Below are 16,309 nucleotides of genomic sequence, written 5' to 3'. Positions count from 1 at the left end.
TCATGTTGGGAGGGGTTTACCGGTGGAGTCCTTTACGAACAGGATCGAAATCAGGCCGACCACGGCACCGCCGATCAGGTACCAGGCGGGAATCATCTGGTTGCCAGTGATCGATATCAGCCAGGTATTGATCAGCGGGGCCGTGCCTCCGAACAGCGAGACCGCGACGTTGTAGCTCAAGGCGAGGGCGCTGTAGCGCACGCGGGCCTTGAACAGCGAAGTCATGGTGGCCGGCATCGCTCCTTCAAAAAACAACTGGGCGAGGGTCAGGATCAGCAGGGCGGCCAGCAGCAACCCGACACTCTGGGTATGCAGCAGCATGAAGCAGGGGAACGCCATGACGATCAGCAGCACGCAGCCGGTAATGATCATCCGGTTCCGGCCCAGTCGGTCGGCCAGCAAGCCTGAAACCGGGATCAACACCAGCATGAACAGCGTCGCGGCCATCCCCAGGTTCCTGGCGAACGTATTGCTGTACCCGAGTACGTTTTCCAGATAACCCGGGATGTACCCGAGGATGATGTAGTAGGTCACGTTGAACACGGTGACCAGGCCCATGCATTGCAGGATTTTCGGCCATTCGTTGACCAGTAAGCTGAACAGGCTGGGTTCGGCGCCCGTCGCCTTTCGCAGTTTTTCGTTGGCCTGGATTTCCTTGAACACTGGTGTTTCTTCCAGGCCAAGGCGCAAGTAGAGGGCGATCAGGCCGAGCAGGCCGCCAATCGCAAAGGGCACGCGCCAGCCCCAGTCCTGCATGGCTTGTTCGCCCAGGCCCAGGGTAAACAGGCTGACCACTGCACCGCCCAGCAGGAACCCGGAGATATTGCCGAATTCCAGCCAACTGGTGAAAAAGCTGCGTCGCTCGTCCGGCGAATGCTCGGCGATGAACGTGCAGGAGCCGCCGTACTCGCCACCCGCCGACAGGCCCTGGAGCAGACGCATGAGAATCAACAGGACGGGCGCAAACAGGCCGATGCTCGCGTAACTCGGGATCAAGGCAATGGCGAAGGTTGCGACGGCCATCAGCGTGATGCTCAGCGACAGCGCCGTGCGCCGGCCAAACTTGTCGCCGATGGGACCGAACACCAGGCTGCCCAGTGGCCGAATCAGGAAGCCCGCCGCGAAGGTGGCGTAGATCGCCATCAACTGGGTGGTCGGGTTGTCGTTGTGGAAGAACGTCTTGCCGATGATGCCGGCGAGAGAGGAGTAGAGCGCAAAGTCGAACCATTCGACCATATTGCCCAGTGTCACGCCGACGACCGCTTTGGTCAGCCGTTTGCGTGAGGGTTCAGCCGATGCACGGTCGGCGGGAAACCCTTGATGAATCGAGGAAGCGTGAACTTCGCCCATGATATTGCCCTCTGGAATAATTGTAGTGAGGCAGCAGTCAATAGGGAGTGGCAGGCCCACGTCTGATGCGCGGGGCCTGCGGAGGCTGGGGTCATCGCATATACACGCCCCCGGCGATGCACAATGATTCGCCTGTTATGTAGGAGGGTTTGGCGCTCAGTTGCCAGACCCAGTCGGCGATTTCTTCGACCCGCGCGGCGCGTTTCAAGGGGATCGATTCGATGGCGGCCTCGATGCGCCCGCCGGCACGGGTGCCTTCGGTGTCCACCCAGCCCGGGGCCAGTGCGTTGACCACAATATTGTCGCCGGCCAGTTCGATGGCCAGGGAGCGGGTCATCGACACCACAGCAGCCTTGGAGGCGCTGTAGAGCAACTGGTTTTTCGACACGGTGAACGCATCCACCGAGGCGAAGAACACGATAGCGCCTCCGCCGGCGGCTTTCAGGTGACGGGTGCCGATACGTGCGATGTTCAGTGAGCCCAGCACGTTGATGTCGAATATCTTGCGGTACAGCGCTTCGCTGAAGCTATCCAGGGATGACGTGGGAAAGATCCCCGCCGCATTCACTACGGCTCGCAGCGGTGCCTTGCCGTCCAGGGCGGCATCGAGGGTACGGGCCAGTGTGGCCTCCTGGGTGATGTCGCCGACCACTGGCGAAAACAAGGGGCTCGCCGGCTGTGTGCTGGGTGTTACGTCCACAGCGACGACGTGCCAGCCTTCGGCCTGAAAGCGCTGTGCGACGGCCTGGCCCATGCCCGAGGACGTCCCGGTGACGATAACGCTGGAGTGCGGTGCAGTGTTCATAAGGGCTATCCGATCAGGCGTATTGAGGAAGAGGGGTGCCGGGTTGCAGAGCCAGTTCCAGCACATCCAGTTGGCGCTGGGTGTCCTGGTAGTTGCTCAGCCATTCGCGCTTGACGATATCGATGCGTGAGTCGGCCGGCTGCAACTGGGCAAACTTCGCCGCCAGGCCTTGCATGCCACGCTCGCGCAGGGTGAGAAAGCGCATCACTAGCCGGGTCTGCTCGCAATACACCGGCCATTGCGGGCCACGTGGGGCGCCCAGGCCGATGTAGAACAGGCCTTCCAGGTTGGTCGGCAAGGTCATCGCGGCGGTACGCAGCGGAACACCGTCGCGCCATTGCAGCAGGCGTTCATCGAGGAACGGCAGGCGCGTGTTGAAACCGGTAGCCCAGACGATGGTGTCGTAATCGACCTGGCTGCCATCGGTGAACGTGACAGTCTTGCCCTGGATGCTCTCGATACCCGGTGCGACCTTGATTCGGCCGTGCTGGATCCAGTACAGCAGCAAGGTGTTGACCACCGGCGGTTGCGCATCCAGGTCGTAGGTATCCGGTGCCGGTAGCCCGGGGTAATTCTTGTGGGTGCCGACGCTGGCCATGATCAGCAGGTTCATGAGCATGTTCTGCTGTTCTGGCGGCAATTGCCCCAGCAGCGGCAGCTCGCCCCGGGGCAGGCCGAACAGGGTCTTGGGCTGGAACAGCTGGCCGCGTCGGATCGCAATGGTGGTGTCCAGGCGAGCCTGGGCGGCATCCACTGCGAGGTCGCATCCGGAGTTGCCAAACCCCACCACCAGCACCTTGCCTTGCACCTGCTGCACGTTGCGGTATTCGCCGGAGTGAATCGACACGCCGGTGAACCCCTTGCTTACTTGCGGGATCTTGCAATCCCACAGGTGACCGTTGGCCACCAGCACGCCGCTGTAGTGTTTGTGGGTGCCGTCTGCCAGGGTCACCTGCCAGCCCGCTTCGCCGTTCTCGTCCAGGGGCTTCAGGCTGCGCACTTCGGTGTTGAAGGTGATCTTTTCGCGCAGGCCGAAGGTGTCGGTGTAGGCGTTCATGTACGCCTTGACCTGATCGCGGCTCGGGTACACCGGATAGTCAGCGGGCATCGGGAACCCGTCAAAGAAGGAACTGCTCTTGGGGGTGATCAGGTGCAAGGCATCGTAGTCGCTGTTCCAGTGACCGCCGATGTTCGCGGACTTTTCGAAGCAGTCCACCTCGAAACCGGCGTCGGTCATGGTCTTCAGCGCCGCCAGCCCTGCGGCCCCGGCACCAATGATGCAGTAGTGATTGGACATGCTGGCTCCCCATTCAAGCGCCTGTTGTGGCGTCGGTGGCTGGAGTATCCCGCTCGGCAAGAGGTGGATGAATGGGCTAAGTCATGTGTTTCCTATAGGTGATCCCTATGGCTAGAGCGTCTCCAGGTGCGCATACAGGTTCTGGATGCGGCTCAAGTGGCTGCGCATCAGGTTGATCAGCACCCGGGTGGGCGGCGAAATAGGCGTGTCGTGGCGATGGATAAAGCCGAATACCTCGAAGATCGCCGGGCTGATCGGCACCCAGCCCAAGCGATCATTGAAGCCCAGCTGATGCAGGATCGGGCGTGTGGCAATCACATCGCCGAGCCCGCGCGCAGCCAGCTCGAAGCCGGTGATCTGGTGCTCCACTTCGATGATCGGGTCCAGCACCTCGCCGCCCTTGGACGCCAATTGCCCCAACAACCGGCGAATCGGGTCGGCGGTGCGCCAGCGCGCCTCGGTGAGAATCAACGGTGCCACCGCCAGGTCGCTGATGGTTTTCGGGCCCTTGAGTCGCTCCGGGTCGGCACTGATATAGCCGACCTGGGCCGACCAGACCGGCTCGCTGACGGTCAGGTTCTGCTGCTTGATCGGCAGCATCACCAGCCCCGCTTCAATTTCGCCCTGGCTCACCAGCTCGGCGATTTCCGAGGAGTTGTAGCCGACGATCTTGATCCGCATATCCGGGTGCTGGGTGCGGAACTGCTCGATCAGGTCCGTGAGGAAATAGTGGTGGGCGGTGCCGAAGGTGCCAAAACTGGCCACGCCACCGGACAGTTCACGCACAGCCTGCACCGCTTCATAGCCCTGGCGTGCTGACGTCACCATGCCTTGTGCAAATGGCTGCAGGCGGCGTCCGGCTTCGGTGAGCATCAGTCGGCGATTGGTGCGGATGAACACGTGGGTACCCAGGTGCTCCTCCAGCCGCAGGATCTGCTCGGACAATGAGGGTTGGGAAATATGCAGGCTTTCCGCCGCCTTGGAGAACGTACCGTGCTCGATGGCGGCGAGAAAGTAGTTGAGCTGTTGTAAGGTCATCGCGCTGAACCGTTACCTGTTTGGCTCAACATGACACAGATCAAAGCTGTCGCGAAGAATCAATCACGCCACACGGGCATGCCATGTTCGTCAATTGTCCAGTGCGGGTGGCGCGGTCGCAGGCAGACGCCACCTACCCAGCGTTCTTCCGTTGCATGATCCGGCCAGTAGGCTGCGCCGTTCAGAACCTGGCGACCCAGCGCAGTCAGCGCCAACACCCGCTGTGGCCATGGCAACTGGGCCCCGGACTCGATCAACAGGGGATTCTCGCCATCGATCAACGGCCGCATCAGCGCATGAAACATCATGTCTCCCAGGTACGGCAGCGGTTCACGCTTGCCCATCAGCTCGGCGAACACCCGGCCAAACGGCACCGGTCCGGCTTCATCCACGTATTGCAGGGACAGGCGCTCGGTCAGGGACAAACCGTCCTGCACACCTGGTAACTCCTGCAACTGTCGGCGCAATGCCGGGGCCAGGAAGGGCAGGGAGGTGGAGCTACTCCGGGCCAGTTCCGCCAGCTTGACCGGCGAACTGTCGCAGTACGCCAGCCAGGCCTGCCGCGCCAGCTTCAGCATGTCCTCATCGACCCGCCGACGCTGCGGCCACAGCCACGCCAATACTTCAGGCGCCAGTTGGCCGATGCCGATAAAACGCTGCACGCCGGGGATACGATCGACTTCGATCAACTCCAGTTTTTCAGGCAGATGCTCAAGCCCAGCCAGCGCGCGAATCAGGAACAACTGATCGTACGCATCCGCCTCACACCACAACACGCTGTGGCCGGCGCTGCCCAGTTGTTCAAGATGGTGATATTCGTCCGCATGCCGGCGCGCCACTTCGGCCTCATCCATGGCAAACACCTGGCTGATATAGCGGCTGCGAACGGCCTGGTATTGCTCGGCAGGCAGGTCCTGCACCGGGCCCATGCACAATGGGTCAATCAGCATCCGGAAGCGGCCCTTGAACCCCGCCACGCCCAGGCTGTGGGCGATATCATTGCCGCAGCGCCAGTGGGTGGTGCGGCCTTCATCGCTGGCGTCGAAACCTGGATGGCGGGCGGCAAAATCCACCGCATCGACGTGGGCCTTGAGCTTGGGCCAGCTGGGAAAACCGAGTTCCTTGGCGATCGACCATTGGGCATCGGATAAGGTCGGGGTTGCGGCGGCATCGGCGCTTTTCAGGCGCTGCAAAAGTTCCTTGGCGCGCTTGCGCTGCTGCTCAAGGTTGATACGGCCGTTAGTGGACGAGAATGATTGCGACATACGATCTCCTTGTACAAACCTTGTCCGCTTTAAGGTTGGGAGTCGTAGAAATGTGATATTCAGTCAAGGTCTTGGGCGCAGCCCTTTCCGCGGATGGTGGCGTAGATGGCGCCAGGCGGGAAATATAGGCAGTGCAATGATTGATTGCAAGCCGCCCGGTGGATCGCGCCGGGGTTTTGCACAGGAGACGTTCATGAAAGTTGGTGTGATTTCCGATACCCACGGCTTGCTCCGCGCCGAGGCCTTGGCGGCCCTGGAAGGGTGCGAGCAGATTGTTCACGCCGGGGACATCGGTAGCCCGGAGATCCTTGAGTTGCTGGCCTCGATTGCGCCATTGCATGTGGTGCGCGGCAATAACGACCTCGACGCCGCGTGGGCAGAGCATTTGGCTGACCGGCTGGATTTTGACCTGAACGGCTGGCGGGCGTTGCTGGTGCATGACATTGCCGAGGTGCCGAAGGAGCTTGATCCGGGCATCCGGCTGGTGATCACTGGCCACTCTCACAAACCATTGATCGAGTGGCACGGCGAGCGGCTGTTTCTCAACCCTGGCAGTGCAGGGCGGCGACGTTTCAAGTTGCCGGTGACCCTGGCGTTGCTTGAGGTGCGCGAGAAATCCATCAAGCCGCGCCTGGTGTCGCTGGAGCCCAAGCGCTGAAGAACGCTGAGGCGAAGGGGCTTGTTGTGGTGAGGGAGCTGCTGTGGTGAGGGAGCTTGCTGTGGCGAGGGAGCTTGCTCCCGCTGGGCTGCGCAGCACCCCCAAGAAATTAACGGTGTTTTTTCAGGTGTATCGCAGTGGCTTTATTGGGGCCGCTTCGCAGCCCAGCGGGAGCAAGCTCCCTCGCCACGGGGGACGTGCCCTGTCTTACCATTTGCGTCTGAATCAGGAACAAGGATCATCAACGCCATGAGCGTATTAGTCGAAACCCGGGCGCTCACGCGGATGGACGAGCGCCGCCAGCTGCAACTGCTGCAGCCCACGAACTTCCAGCTGCACCGCGCCGACCGCCTATCCATCACCGGTTCATCGGGCTCCGGCAAAAGTGTATTCCTTCGGGCACTCGCCTTGCTCGACGCGCCGACCTCAGGGGATATCCTCTGGAACGGGCAGCCCATCGCCAACGCGCAAGTCCCGCAGTATCGCAGTCGCATCAGCTACCTCTCCCAACGCCCGGCGCTGATCGAAGGCACGGTGGAAGACAACTTGCGTTTCCCCTACAGCCTCAAAGCCTTGCATCACCTGAGTTTCGACCCGCAGGCGGTCAAGGCGCTGCTGGCCCACGCGGGCAAGGAATCGGGTTTTCTGGCAAAAAATGCCGGGGATTTATCCGGTGGTGAGTCCCAGGTGGTGTCACTGATCCGTACCCTGCAACTCAATCCCGATGTGTTGTTGCTGGACGAACCTACCGCCGCTCTCGACCCGGCATCGTCCGGGGAGGTCGAGGCGTTGATCAGTGCCTGGGCCGAAGCGGATAGCGCTCACGCCTATATCTGGGTGTCCCACGACCTTGAGCAGGCGCAACGCATGAGCACCACCCATTTGCATATGGACGCCGGCGTGCTGACGGGGGCCGTGCAGCCATGAATTATCACGACCTCACGGCACTGGACATGGCCATCGCCGCCTCGCTGATCCTGATCAACGGTGCGCTGTCGCTGTTGTTGCGGCTGGGGCTGGAGCGTCAGCTGTTCTGGGCGGCTGTGCGCACGGTGGTGCAGTTGTTGGCGATCGGTTACCTGCTGGGCTGGGTCTTTGAATTTGCCTACTGGTATGTGGTGCTGCCGCTGATGTGCCTGATGACTCTGATCGCCGGGCTCTCGGCTGCCGGGCGAGGGAAGCGGACCTATGCGGGGCAGCGGGCCGACAGTATTGTGTCGGTGTGGGGCAGTTCCTGGTTGGTGACGGCTGTTGGCCTGTTCGCGATTATCCGGATTCACCCGTGGTACGAGCCGCAGTATGCGATTCCGATCCTTGGGATGATTCTGGGTAATACGCTTACCGGGGTGTCTCTGGGGATTGAGCGTATGACTCAGGAGCTGACCTCCGGCCGCAATACCATCGAGATGATTCTGGCCCTCGGTGGTTCACGCTGGGAGGCGGCGCAGGATGCGATTCGCCAGGCTGTGCGGGCCGGGATGATTCCGACGCTGAACCAGATGACGGTGGTGGGGATTGTGAGCTTGCCGGGGATGATGACTGGCCAGGTGCTGGCCGGGGAAAGTCCGGTGGACGCGGTGCGTTATCAGATTGTGATTATGTTTTTGATCGCTGCGTCGTCGGCGTTGGGCACGGTAGGTGCGGTGTTGCTCACCTACCGTCGACTGTTTTCAGCCAGCCATCGTTTCCTGCGCTTCAGGCTCGAAGAGCGGGTGTAGCGCAGGCGCTATCGGATCCCCAAAATGCACCGCAACCCTGTGGGAGCTGTCGAGATCCGGTTCAATCACCCACACCAAAATCCAGCAACACTTTCATCGCCTGGCTCTTGTCTGCCGCCAGCTCAAAGGCCTGCACCGCCTCGCTGAACGGCACGGTGTGGGAGATCACCGGACGCACATCAATCACCTGGCGATTGAGCAAATCCACCGCCTGGGCAAACTCCGAATGGAAGCGGAAGGTGCCCCGCAAGTCGATCTCCCTGCTCACCAGCATATTCAACGGCAGCGAGACCTCGCCACCCAGACCGACCGTCACCAGCACGCTGCGCGGGGCCATGCACTCCAGGCCGTTGCGCAGGGCCTGGGCGCTGCCGGAGACTTCGAACATCACGTCGAAGTAGCCTTTTTCGGCGGTATACCGCTTCAACGCGTCGGCGTCTTCCGCCAGGTTATGAGTACGGCTGGCGCCCATTTTTTCGGCGCAGGCCAAGGGCCCGGCGGCCAGGTCCACCGCAACAATTTCCCCCGCGCCCGCTGCCCGCAGGCTACCGATCAACAGGTTGCCGATGGGCCCGCACCCGGTGACCAATACCCGTTTGCCGAACACCACCCCGGCACGCTGGATGGCATGCAAACCCACAGACAACGGTTCAGCCATTGCACCCTCGGCAAGGCTCACATGATCGGCCAACGGGTGCGCCTGGTGCGTTTCGATCACCAGGCTTTGTTGAAACGCACCCTGCACGTGAGGGAAGGGCATCGCGCTGCCGTAGAAACGCATGTTCAGGCAATGGTTCGGCAGCCCTTGATGGCAATAACGGCAACGCCCGCAAGGCCGCGACGGCGAGACCGACAAGCGTTGGCCAATCTTGAACGGCCCGTCTTCACGGCCCACCGCCTCGATCACCGCCGACACTTCGTGGCCGAGCACCATCGGCTCGCGCAACCGCACGGTGCCGAAGCCGCCGTGCTGGTAGTAATGCAGGTCCGAGCCGCAGATCCCGCCCCGGGCAATGCGCACCCGCAGTTGGTCGGGCGTCAGTGCCTGGGGTTCGGTTTGCGGTTCTACCCGCAGGTCTTTCGAGGCATGGCAGACAATCGCGTGCATGAAATTCTCCAGGTTACAGCGAGGCGGTGATGCCACCGTCCACGTACAGGATATGACCGTTGACGAAACTTGCCGCGTCGCTGGCAAGGAATACCGCAGCGCCCGCCAGTTCGGCGACGTCACCCCAGCGCCGGCTCGGCGTACGTTGCACCAGCCAGTCGCTGAATTCGGGGTTGGCCACCAGGTTGGCGTTCAGTTCGGTCTTGAAATAGCCGGGGCCGATGCCATTGACCGTCAGCCCGTGGGGGCCCCAGTCGATGGCCATGCCTTTGGTGAGCATTTTCAGCGCGCCTTTGCTGGCGGCATACGGGGCGATGCCCGGGCGCCCCAGTTCGCTTTGCACCGAGCAGATATTGATGATGCGCCCCCGCTTGCGCGGGATCATCGCCCGGGCCACGGCCTGGCCGACCAGAAAGGCGCTGTCCAGGTTGGTGCTCATCAACTCGCGCCAGTGGGTTTCGCTGTAGTCCTCCAGCGGCCCGCGACGTTGCATGCCCGCGTTGTTGACGAGGATGTCCAGCGGGCCCAGGCGCTCTTCGATCTCCGCCACAGCGGCCAACACCGCCGCGCCGTCGGTGACATCGAACGCCTGGGTGTGCACCTCCAGGCCTTCCGCCGCCAGCAACGCGGCACTGTCACGCAAGGTGCTGCGGTTGCGCCCGTTGAGCACTACCCGTGCGCCAGCCTGGGCCAGGCCACGGGCGATGGCCAGGCCGATGCCGGCGCTGGAGCCGGTGATCAAGGCCAGGCGGCCGTCGAGGCGGAAACTGTCTAAAACACGCTGCATGGGGCGATCTCCGAAGACTGAGACAGGTGATCAACACTATCAATCCGAGTGCGGGGCGCCGCTCTCATTGTTATACGTCAAACCCTGTCATATCGTGCATCACGGGCCTTACTTCAGCGCAGCCAGGGCCCGGCGTCCAATTTTCATTTGTGATGGGGTGATCAATAACCGTGATAACCGGAGCCAACCTGATGGAACTCAAGCACCTGCGCGCCTTTGTCGTGCTCGCCCAGGAACTGCATTTCGGCCGGGCGGCCGCGCAGTTGTCGATCGTGCAACCGGCGCTGAGCATGCAGATTAAACTGCTCGAAAGCGGCCTGGGCGTGCGCCTGCTCGACCGCAACCGGCACTCGGTCACACTGACGGAAACCGGGCGGGTGTTTCTGCCGGAAGCCCTCGCCACCCTGCACCAGGCTGCCCGCGCCGCCGATGCCGCCCGGGCTTCGAACCGCGGGGAGATCGGCCGGGTGCGCCTGGGGTTTGTCTCGTCGGTATTGCCGCAATTGCTGCCCGGGTTGATTCGTGCGGTGCACCAGCGCTACCCGCGAATTGAACTGGAGCTCAAGGACATGCCCGGCCCGGATCAGGCGGCTGCGTTGAAAAACGGCCAGCTGGATTTCGGCCTGATGCGTTTGCCGGCGGCCTATCCCGGCGTGCAGACCCTTGAGGTGTTGCAGGAAAGCTTCGTGGTCGCCTTGCCCGGCGAGCATCCGTTGGCGACCCAGGAAACCATTCAGCCGACGGACTTGCTCAAGGTGCCGGTGTTCATCCTGGCCCGGCGTTATGCACCGGGTTTCTACGATGAATTCGTGCAGGCGATGGGCGTGCCGCTGGAGATCGCCGCCGAACTCGGCGAGTTCACCACCATGCTGGCGCTGGTCTCGGCCGGGCTGGGTGTGGGTGTGTTGCCGCTGCAGGCGGCCCGGGCGCTGCCGGCCAATTGCGTGTCCAGGCACCTGGCGTTGGGGGCGTTCCGGGCCAGGACCGGCCTGGCGTGGACCGAGCTCGACAGCCCGGTGAAAACCACCCTGTTCAACCTGATCGACGAGTTGTTTGGCGATTGATTGTTTCATCCGGTGAAATGCTGGATTGTAAAAACTGGCTATTCTGCTGCGTGCCGTAGCGGTGGAACATAAGCGTCATCGACCCGATCACCGGGTCGAGTCCCTGGCACATCGCGGAGCCCGTCATGATCAAACTGTACCGTTACCCCTTGTCTGGCCATTCCCACCGGGTTGAGTTGATGCTGTCGCTGCTGGGCGTGCCCGCTGAGCGGGTGCACGTCGATCTGAAGCAAGGCGCGCACAAAACCCCTGAGTTCCTGGCCACCCTCAACAGCTTCGGCCAGGTGCCGGTGATCGATGATAACGGCGTGGTGCTGGCGGACTCCAACGCGATCCTGGTGTACCTCGCCGGCCAATATGGCACCGCCCAGTGGCTGCCGACCGAGCCTTTGGCCCAGGCCCGTGTGCAGCGTTGGCTCTCGGCTGCGGCAGGACCACTGCACACCGGGCCGGCTGCGGCGCGATTGATCACTGTGTTCGGTGCCGCGCTGGATGCCGAGGCGACCATCAGCTGCTCCCACGCATTCCTCAAAGTGGTAGAGCACCAGTTGGAGCAGAGCCGTTTTCTCACCGGTGACCTGCCGACAATTGCCGATATCGCGCACTACACCTACATCGCCCATGCGCCGGAGGGGAATGTCGCACTGGACGACTATCCGCAGGTTCGCGCCTGGCTGGGCAGTATCGAGGCGCTGCCGGGGTTTGTGGGTATGCAACGCACCGCTGTGGGCCTGGCGAAGGTTTGAAGATTTTGTGGCGAGGGAGCTTGCTCCCGCTGGACCGGGCTGGCGCTCCAGTGCGCAGCGCTCCCAGGATTTTGGGGCCGCTACGCTGCCCAGCGGGAGCAAGCTCCCTCGCCACAACCGCTCCCAAGCCACTGGTTTGGTGGACCACATTCGATTAAGGGGACCCATGGACCGTTTCCAGGAAATGCAGATTTTCCTCGCCGTCGCCGAAGAACAGGGCTTTGCCGCGGCGGCCCGGCGCCTGAACATCTCGCCCCCCAGCGTGACCCGCGCGATTGCCGCGATGGAGGCGCGTATTGGCACCCAGTTGCTTTCGCGCACCACCCGCAGCCTGCACCTGAGCGAGGCCGGCCAGCGTTACCTGGACGATTGCCGACGCATCCTCGCGGAGTTGACTGAGGCCGAAGAAGCGGCAGCAGGCAGCTTCTCGATCCCGTGGGGGCACCTGACGGTCACCGCGCCGGTGTTGTTCGGCGAGTTGTTCGTCGCGCCAATCCTGGGGGAGTACCTGGACCTGTTTGCCCAGGTCAGCATCAACGCCTTGCTGGTGGACCGTGTGGTCAACATGACCGATGAAGGCGTCGATGTGGCCGTGCGCATCGGGCATTTGCAGGAACCCGGCCAGCAGGCGATCAAGGTCGGCGAGGTGCGTCGCGTAGTGTGCGCGGCGCCGGCTTACCTTGAGCGGCACCGGCCACTGCACCCCGGGCAACTGCGTGAGGCGAAGATTGTCACGTCGTCTTCCAGCCAGTTGGTCAGCGAATGGCAGTTCAGGGAAGGCGGCCAGCCGTTGAGCGTGGCCGTTGAGCCGCGCCTGGTAGTCACCGCCAACAACGCGGCGATCAACCTCGCGCGCCTGGGCTGGGGCGTCACACGGGTGTTGTCTTATCAGGTGGCCAGCGATGTGCGTGCAGGCGCACTGGAAATCATCCTGCAAGACTTCGAACCGCCGGCCTTGCCGATCCATGTGGTGTTGCAGAACAACGCCCGGGTACCGGCGAAGGTCAACACGTTCGTGGATTTTCTGGTCAGCCGGCTGGGGCAGGATGCTGCGCTCAACCCATCGATGCAGCGGCCGGCCTGATGGACCGTTATCGCGACATGCAGATCTTCCAGGCGCTGTCCCGGCAGCCGAGCCTGGCCGCGGCTGCCCGCTCCCTGGGCATCTCGGGGCCCACTGTGATCCGCGCGATTGACCGGCTGGAGACGCGCTTGCGGGTGCCATTGGTACAGCGCAGCACCCGGGGCATTCGCCTCACCGAAGCCGGGGCGACGTTCATGGCCGACTGTTCGCGGATCCTTGACGGCGTGAGCGCCGCCGAAGCATCTGCCCAGGGTGCGCACGCGCAGGCCGAGGGAAACCTGCGGGTGTTTTTTCCGTTGCTGTTCAGCCGTTATGTGATGGCGCCGCTGTTGGCCGGCTACCTGGAGCGCTATCCCGGAGTCCGCCTGTTTGCCCATTACCACGATCATTATCCGAACCTGAATGAAGACGGCCTGGACGTGGCAGTCCTGGTGGGGGAACTGCCCGGTTCATCCCTGATTGCCCGGCCCGTGGGCCATGTGCGCAACATCGTCTGCGCCAGCCCCGGCTATCTGCAAAGCCATGGCGAACCGGTGCAACCGGAGGCGCTCAAGGAGCATCGGCTGGTCGCCAGCCAGGCGTATTCGAATTGGGTGCAGTGGGATTTCCAGGGCGCCAGCATCAAGGCCCGGGCGCGTCTCGGTTGCACCACGGTGCAGGGCGCGATCAATGCGGCGGTGCAGGGCGCAGGGTTGATCCGGTGCTTGAGCTACCCGGTGCACGAGCACCTGGCGAGCGGGCAACTGTGTCGAGTATTGCAGGCCCATGAACCGCCGCCGCTGCCGGTGCATGTGGTCTACCGCGAAGGGCGCAACGCTTCGATGCGGGTGCGCAGTTTTGTCGATTTCAGCGTGGCGGCATTGCGTGAACATCCGGCGTTTCATTCACCGAGGGCTTGATCATGAATCACCAGGACGCGTCCCCCGTTTCGCCATGGCATGCCGGCGAGCGGCAGTTGCAGCAAAGTGCCGGCGTGGCCGAGCGCATGGAGGTGATCGGCGCGAAGGTGATACGGGATCACTTGCCGGAGCAGCATCGGGCTTTTTATGAGTTGTTGCCCTATCTGGTCGTGGGGGCCGTGGATGAGCAGGGGCTGCCCTGGGCCACGCTGCTGGAGGGCACGCCGGGGTTTGCGTATTCGCCGGACCCCTACAGCTTGCGTATCGACAGCCTGCCTGCGGAGAGTGACCCCGCCGGGAGCGGGCTGAAACAAGGCGCGTCGGTCGGGCTGTTGGGCATTGACCTGAATACGCGGCGGCGTAATCGCATGAACGGGGTTATCGGGGCTGCCGGCGTCGACGGATTTACCGTGGCGGTGGTGCACACGTTTGGAAATTGCCCGAAGTACATCCAGTTGCGTGCGGTGGATCCGGGTGCCCGGGGGCAGCGCGCTGCTAAAGGTATTGTGCGGCGCGCGAACTCGCTCGATGACGCTGACCGGGCGCTGATTCGCAGCGCTGATACGTTTTTCGTCGCCAGCTATGTGGACCTGGAAGGGGATGCGGCCAAGCGTTCGGTGGACGTTTCACACCGAGGCGGCAACAGTGGGTTTGTGCGCGTGGAGGGAGAGGTGCTGACGATTCCCGATTTTACCGGCAACTCGTTTTTCAACACCTTGGGCAATGTGCAGGTCAACCCGGTTGCGGGCTTGCTGTTTGTGGATTTTGCTACGGGTGATGTGTTGCAGGTGGTCGGGCGGGCCGAGGTGATTCTTGAAGGAGATGAACTGGCCACGTTCGAGGGGGCTGAGCGGTTGTGGAAGGTGACCGTGGAACACGTGGTCCGACGGGATGCGGCGCTGGCCCTGCGTTGGCAGTTCGAGGGGTTTTCTCCCTACAGCCTGGCGTTGGGGCCTTGGAAAGCCTGAGAGTGCTGCCGAGCCACTCGTGCGACTGAGTTAAAACTCAATTGCGCGGTAGGCGGTGTTTGGTGTCGGGGAATGACGCGATACTCCGTCGGGTTTCTGCCTGCCCAATAAAGGGCTGTCCCGAGGTTTCCCAATGCATGCACCAAGCCGCCTTGCGCTGCTGATCACCGCCACGGCTGCCCTCAGCGCCTGTGGCGATTCCTCCAAACTGCCGTTTCAGGCCGGTGTGGGGCCAAGCCCGCAACTGCCCGAACCCACTGCATCACTGATCCCGACGCTCAAGGTTTCCAAGGCTGTCGGCTGGCCCGGTAATGCCCAGCCAACGGCGCTCGATGGGTTCACGGTAACGGCGTTGGCCGCGGACCTTGACCATCCGCGCTGGGTGTACACCTTGCCCAATGGCGACGTGCTGGTAGCCGAGAGTAACCATCCGCCCATGCCTGAAGGTGCCACGGACGGCGGCACGGGTTTGCTCGCCTGGGCGCGTCGTACCGCGATGGGGTTTGTGATGGGGCGGGTCGGTGCCGATACGCCGAGCGCCGACCGGATCACGCTGCTGCGGGACGCCGACGGTGATGGGCGTGCCGAGGTGAAAAGTGTGTTTCTCGGTGGGCTGGCGTCGCCGTTTGGCATGGCGTTGGTGGGGGATGAGTTGTATATCGGCAATGCCGATGCGGTGGTCAAGGTGCCTTATGTTCGGGGCCAGACTCACATCGATGCCGTGCCGGTGAAGGTCACTGATCTGCCGGCCGGGATCAATCATCACTGGACCAAAAACGTCCTGGCCAATCCTGAGGGTACCAAGCTTTATGTGACCGTCGGGTCCAACAGCAATGTGGGTGAGAATGGGCTTGACGCCGAGGAAGGGCGTGCTGCGATCTGGGAGTTGGATCTTGCCAGTGGGCAGAAGCGTCTGTTCGCCAGTGGGTTGCGCAATCCCAATGGGCTGGCGTGGAAACCCGGCTCTACGCAGTTGTGGACGGTGGTCAACGAGCGCGACGAGATCGGCAGCGATCTGGTGCCGGATTACCTGACGTCGGTGCGGGACGGCGCGTTCTACGGTTGGCCGTGGAGTTATTACGGGGCTCACGTTGACAGCCGGGTGCAGCCGCCGCGTCCGGACAAGGTCGCCCAGGCGATTGCACCGGACTACGCGCTGGGGACTCACGTCGCGCCGTTGGGCCTGACGTTTTCCGATGCGCGGGGGATGCCAGCGGTGTTTGCCGATGGGGTGTTTGTGGGGGAGCATGGATCCTGGAACCGTAATCCGCAGGCGGGGTACAAGGTGGTGTTTATTCCGTTCCGGGACGGAAAGCCGTCGGGTGTGCCTGTTGATTTCCTGACTGGGTTTTTAAATGGTGATGGAGAGGCTCAGGGGCGTCCGGTGGGTGTAGCGTTGGACGGGCAGGGCGCGTTGCTGGTGGCGGATGATGTGGGGAACAAGGTGTGGCGGGTGGCACGGGTAAGGCCTTAGGGTTTTGCTCTTACAGCGGCTCACGGTCCAAAGCCTGCGTTCGGCCAG

General features: G+C 62.6%; 16 protein-coding genes. 9 read left to right on the top strand and 7 right to left on the bottom strand.

The features are described 5' to 3' along the window. From HX801_RS26295 to HX801_RS26275, 5 genes are all read right to left on the bottom strand, one after another. The gene (locus HX801_RS26295) at positions 1 to 1,350 is read right to left on the bottom strand and encodes an MFS transporter (protein WP_008433139.1); all 1,350 of its coding nucleotides are present in this window, start codon (positions 1,348 to 1,350) and stop codon (positions 1 to 3) included. A 91-nt stretch (positions 1,351 to 1,441) separates the two neighbouring features. Then, complete coding sequence (locus HX801_RS26290; protein ID WP_003208289.1) at positions 1,442 to 2,155, bottom strand: SDR family NAD(P)-dependent oxidoreductase; 714 nt, start codon at positions 2,153 to 2,155, stop codon at positions 1,442 to 1,444. 13 nt (positions 2,156 to 2,168) lie between these two features. Then, a complete protein-coding gene (locus HX801_RS26285) occupies positions 2,169 to 3,452 on the bottom strand; it encodes an NAD(P)/FAD-dependent oxidoreductase (protein ID WP_177023001.1) in 1,284 nt (427 codons plus the stop codon). Between the two features lie 111 nt (positions 3,453 to 3,563). After that, a complete protein-coding gene (locus HX801_RS26280) occupies positions 3,564 to 4,490 on the bottom strand; it encodes a LysR family transcriptional regulator (protein ID WP_003208286.1) in 927 nt (308 codons plus the stop codon). A 59-nt stretch (positions 4,491 to 4,549) separates the two neighbouring features. Continuing rightward, entirely contained in the window at positions 4,550 to 5,755 is a 1,206-nt protein-coding gene (locus HX801_RS26275) for a DUF1835 domain-containing protein (RefSeq protein WP_177023000.1), read from the bottom strand. Between the two features lie 193 nt (positions 5,756 to 5,948). Here HX801_RS26275 and HX801_RS26270 point away from each other — a divergent pair, with 193 nt between their 5' ends. The 3 genes from HX801_RS26270 (at position 5,949) to fetB (ending at position 8,131) form a co-directional block, all read left to right on the top strand. Then, the gene (locus HX801_RS26270) at positions 5,949 to 6,413 is read left to right on the top strand and encodes a metallophosphoesterase family protein (protein WP_102369478.1); all 465 of its coding nucleotides are present in this window, start codon (positions 5,949 to 5,951) and stop codon (positions 6,411 to 6,413) included. A gap of 249 nt (positions 6,414 to 6,662) precedes the next feature. Then, positions 6,663 to 7,340 (top strand): ATP-binding cassette domain-containing protein, encoded by a 678-nt coding sequence (locus HX801_RS26265; protein ID WP_003208280.1) that lies wholly within the window; start codon positions 6,663 to 6,665, stop codon positions 7,338 to 7,340. Beyond that, entirely contained in the window at positions 7,337 to 8,131 is a 795-nt protein-coding gene (gene fetB, locus HX801_RS26260) for an iron export ABC transporter permease subunit FetB (protein WP_003208279.1), read from the top strand. The genes HX801_RS26265 and fetB overlap by 4 nt, the downstream gene beginning before the upstream one ends. A gap of 61 nt (positions 8,132 to 8,192) precedes the next feature. Here the strand turns inward: fetB and HX801_RS26255 are convergent, their stop codons facing one another. Continuing rightward, the gene (locus HX801_RS26255; protein WP_177009729.1) at positions 8,193 to 9,239 is read right to left on the bottom strand and encodes an L-idonate 5-dehydrogenase; all 1,047 of its coding nucleotides are present in this window, start codon (positions 9,237 to 9,239) and stop codon (positions 8,193 to 8,195) included. A gap of 13 nt (positions 9,240 to 9,252) precedes the next feature. After that, the gene (locus HX801_RS26250) at positions 9,253 to 10,026 is read right to left on the bottom strand and encodes a glucose 1-dehydrogenase (protein ID WP_087692542.1); all 774 of its coding nucleotides are present in this window, start codon (positions 10,024 to 10,026) and stop codon (positions 9,253 to 9,255) included. Positions 10,027 to 10,217: 191 nt separating this feature from the next. Between HX801_RS26250 and HX801_RS26245 the strand changes: the two genes are divergently transcribed. From HX801_RS26245 to HX801_RS26220, 6 genes are all read left to right on the top strand, one after another. Further along, positions 10,218 to 11,090, top strand: coding sequence for a LysR family transcriptional regulator (locus tag HX801_RS26245; protein WP_177022999.1), 873 nt, complete (start codon positions 10,218 to 10,220; stop codon positions 11,088 to 11,090). 125 nt (positions 11,091 to 11,215) lie between these two features. Next, a complete protein-coding gene (locus tag HX801_RS26240; protein WP_177022998.1) occupies positions 11,216 to 11,836 on the top strand; it encodes a glutathione S-transferase family protein in 621 nt (206 codons plus the stop codon). Positions 11,837 to 12,002: 166 nt separating this feature from the next. Then, a complete protein-coding gene (locus HX801_RS26235) occupies positions 12,003 to 12,920 on the top strand; it encodes a LysR family transcriptional regulator (RefSeq protein ID WP_177022997.1) in 918 nt (305 codons plus the stop codon). Beyond that, a complete protein-coding gene (locus HX801_RS26230) occupies positions 12,920 to 13,819 on the top strand; it encodes a LysR family transcriptional regulator (RefSeq protein ID WP_177022996.1) in 900 nt (299 codons plus the stop codon). The genes HX801_RS26235 and HX801_RS26230 overlap by 1 nt, the downstream gene beginning before the upstream one ends. Positions 13,820 to 13,821: 2 nt before the next feature. Beyond that, entirely contained in the window at positions 13,822 to 14,787 is a 966-nt protein-coding gene (locus tag HX801_RS26225; protein ID WP_177020995.1) for a pyridoxamine 5'-phosphate oxidase family protein, read from the top strand. 133 nt (positions 14,788 to 14,920) lie between these two features. Beyond that, the gene (locus tag HX801_RS26220; RefSeq protein WP_177022995.1) at positions 14,921 to 16,261 is read left to right on the top strand and encodes a sorbosone dehydrogenase family protein; all 1,341 of its coding nucleotides are present in this window, start codon (positions 14,921 to 14,923) and stop codon (positions 16,259 to 16,261) included. Positions 16,262 to 16,309 lie beyond the last annotated feature (48 nt).

Origin of the sequence: Pseudomonas sp. G1002 (assembly GCF_013385455.1) — a bacterium.
Classification (GTDB): Bacteria; Pseudomonadota; Gammaproteobacteria; order Pseudomonadales; family Pseudomonadaceae; genus Aquipseudomonas.
Note: the sequence above shows the minus strand (reverse complement) of the source record. Positions and strands in the feature narration are given on the sequence as shown.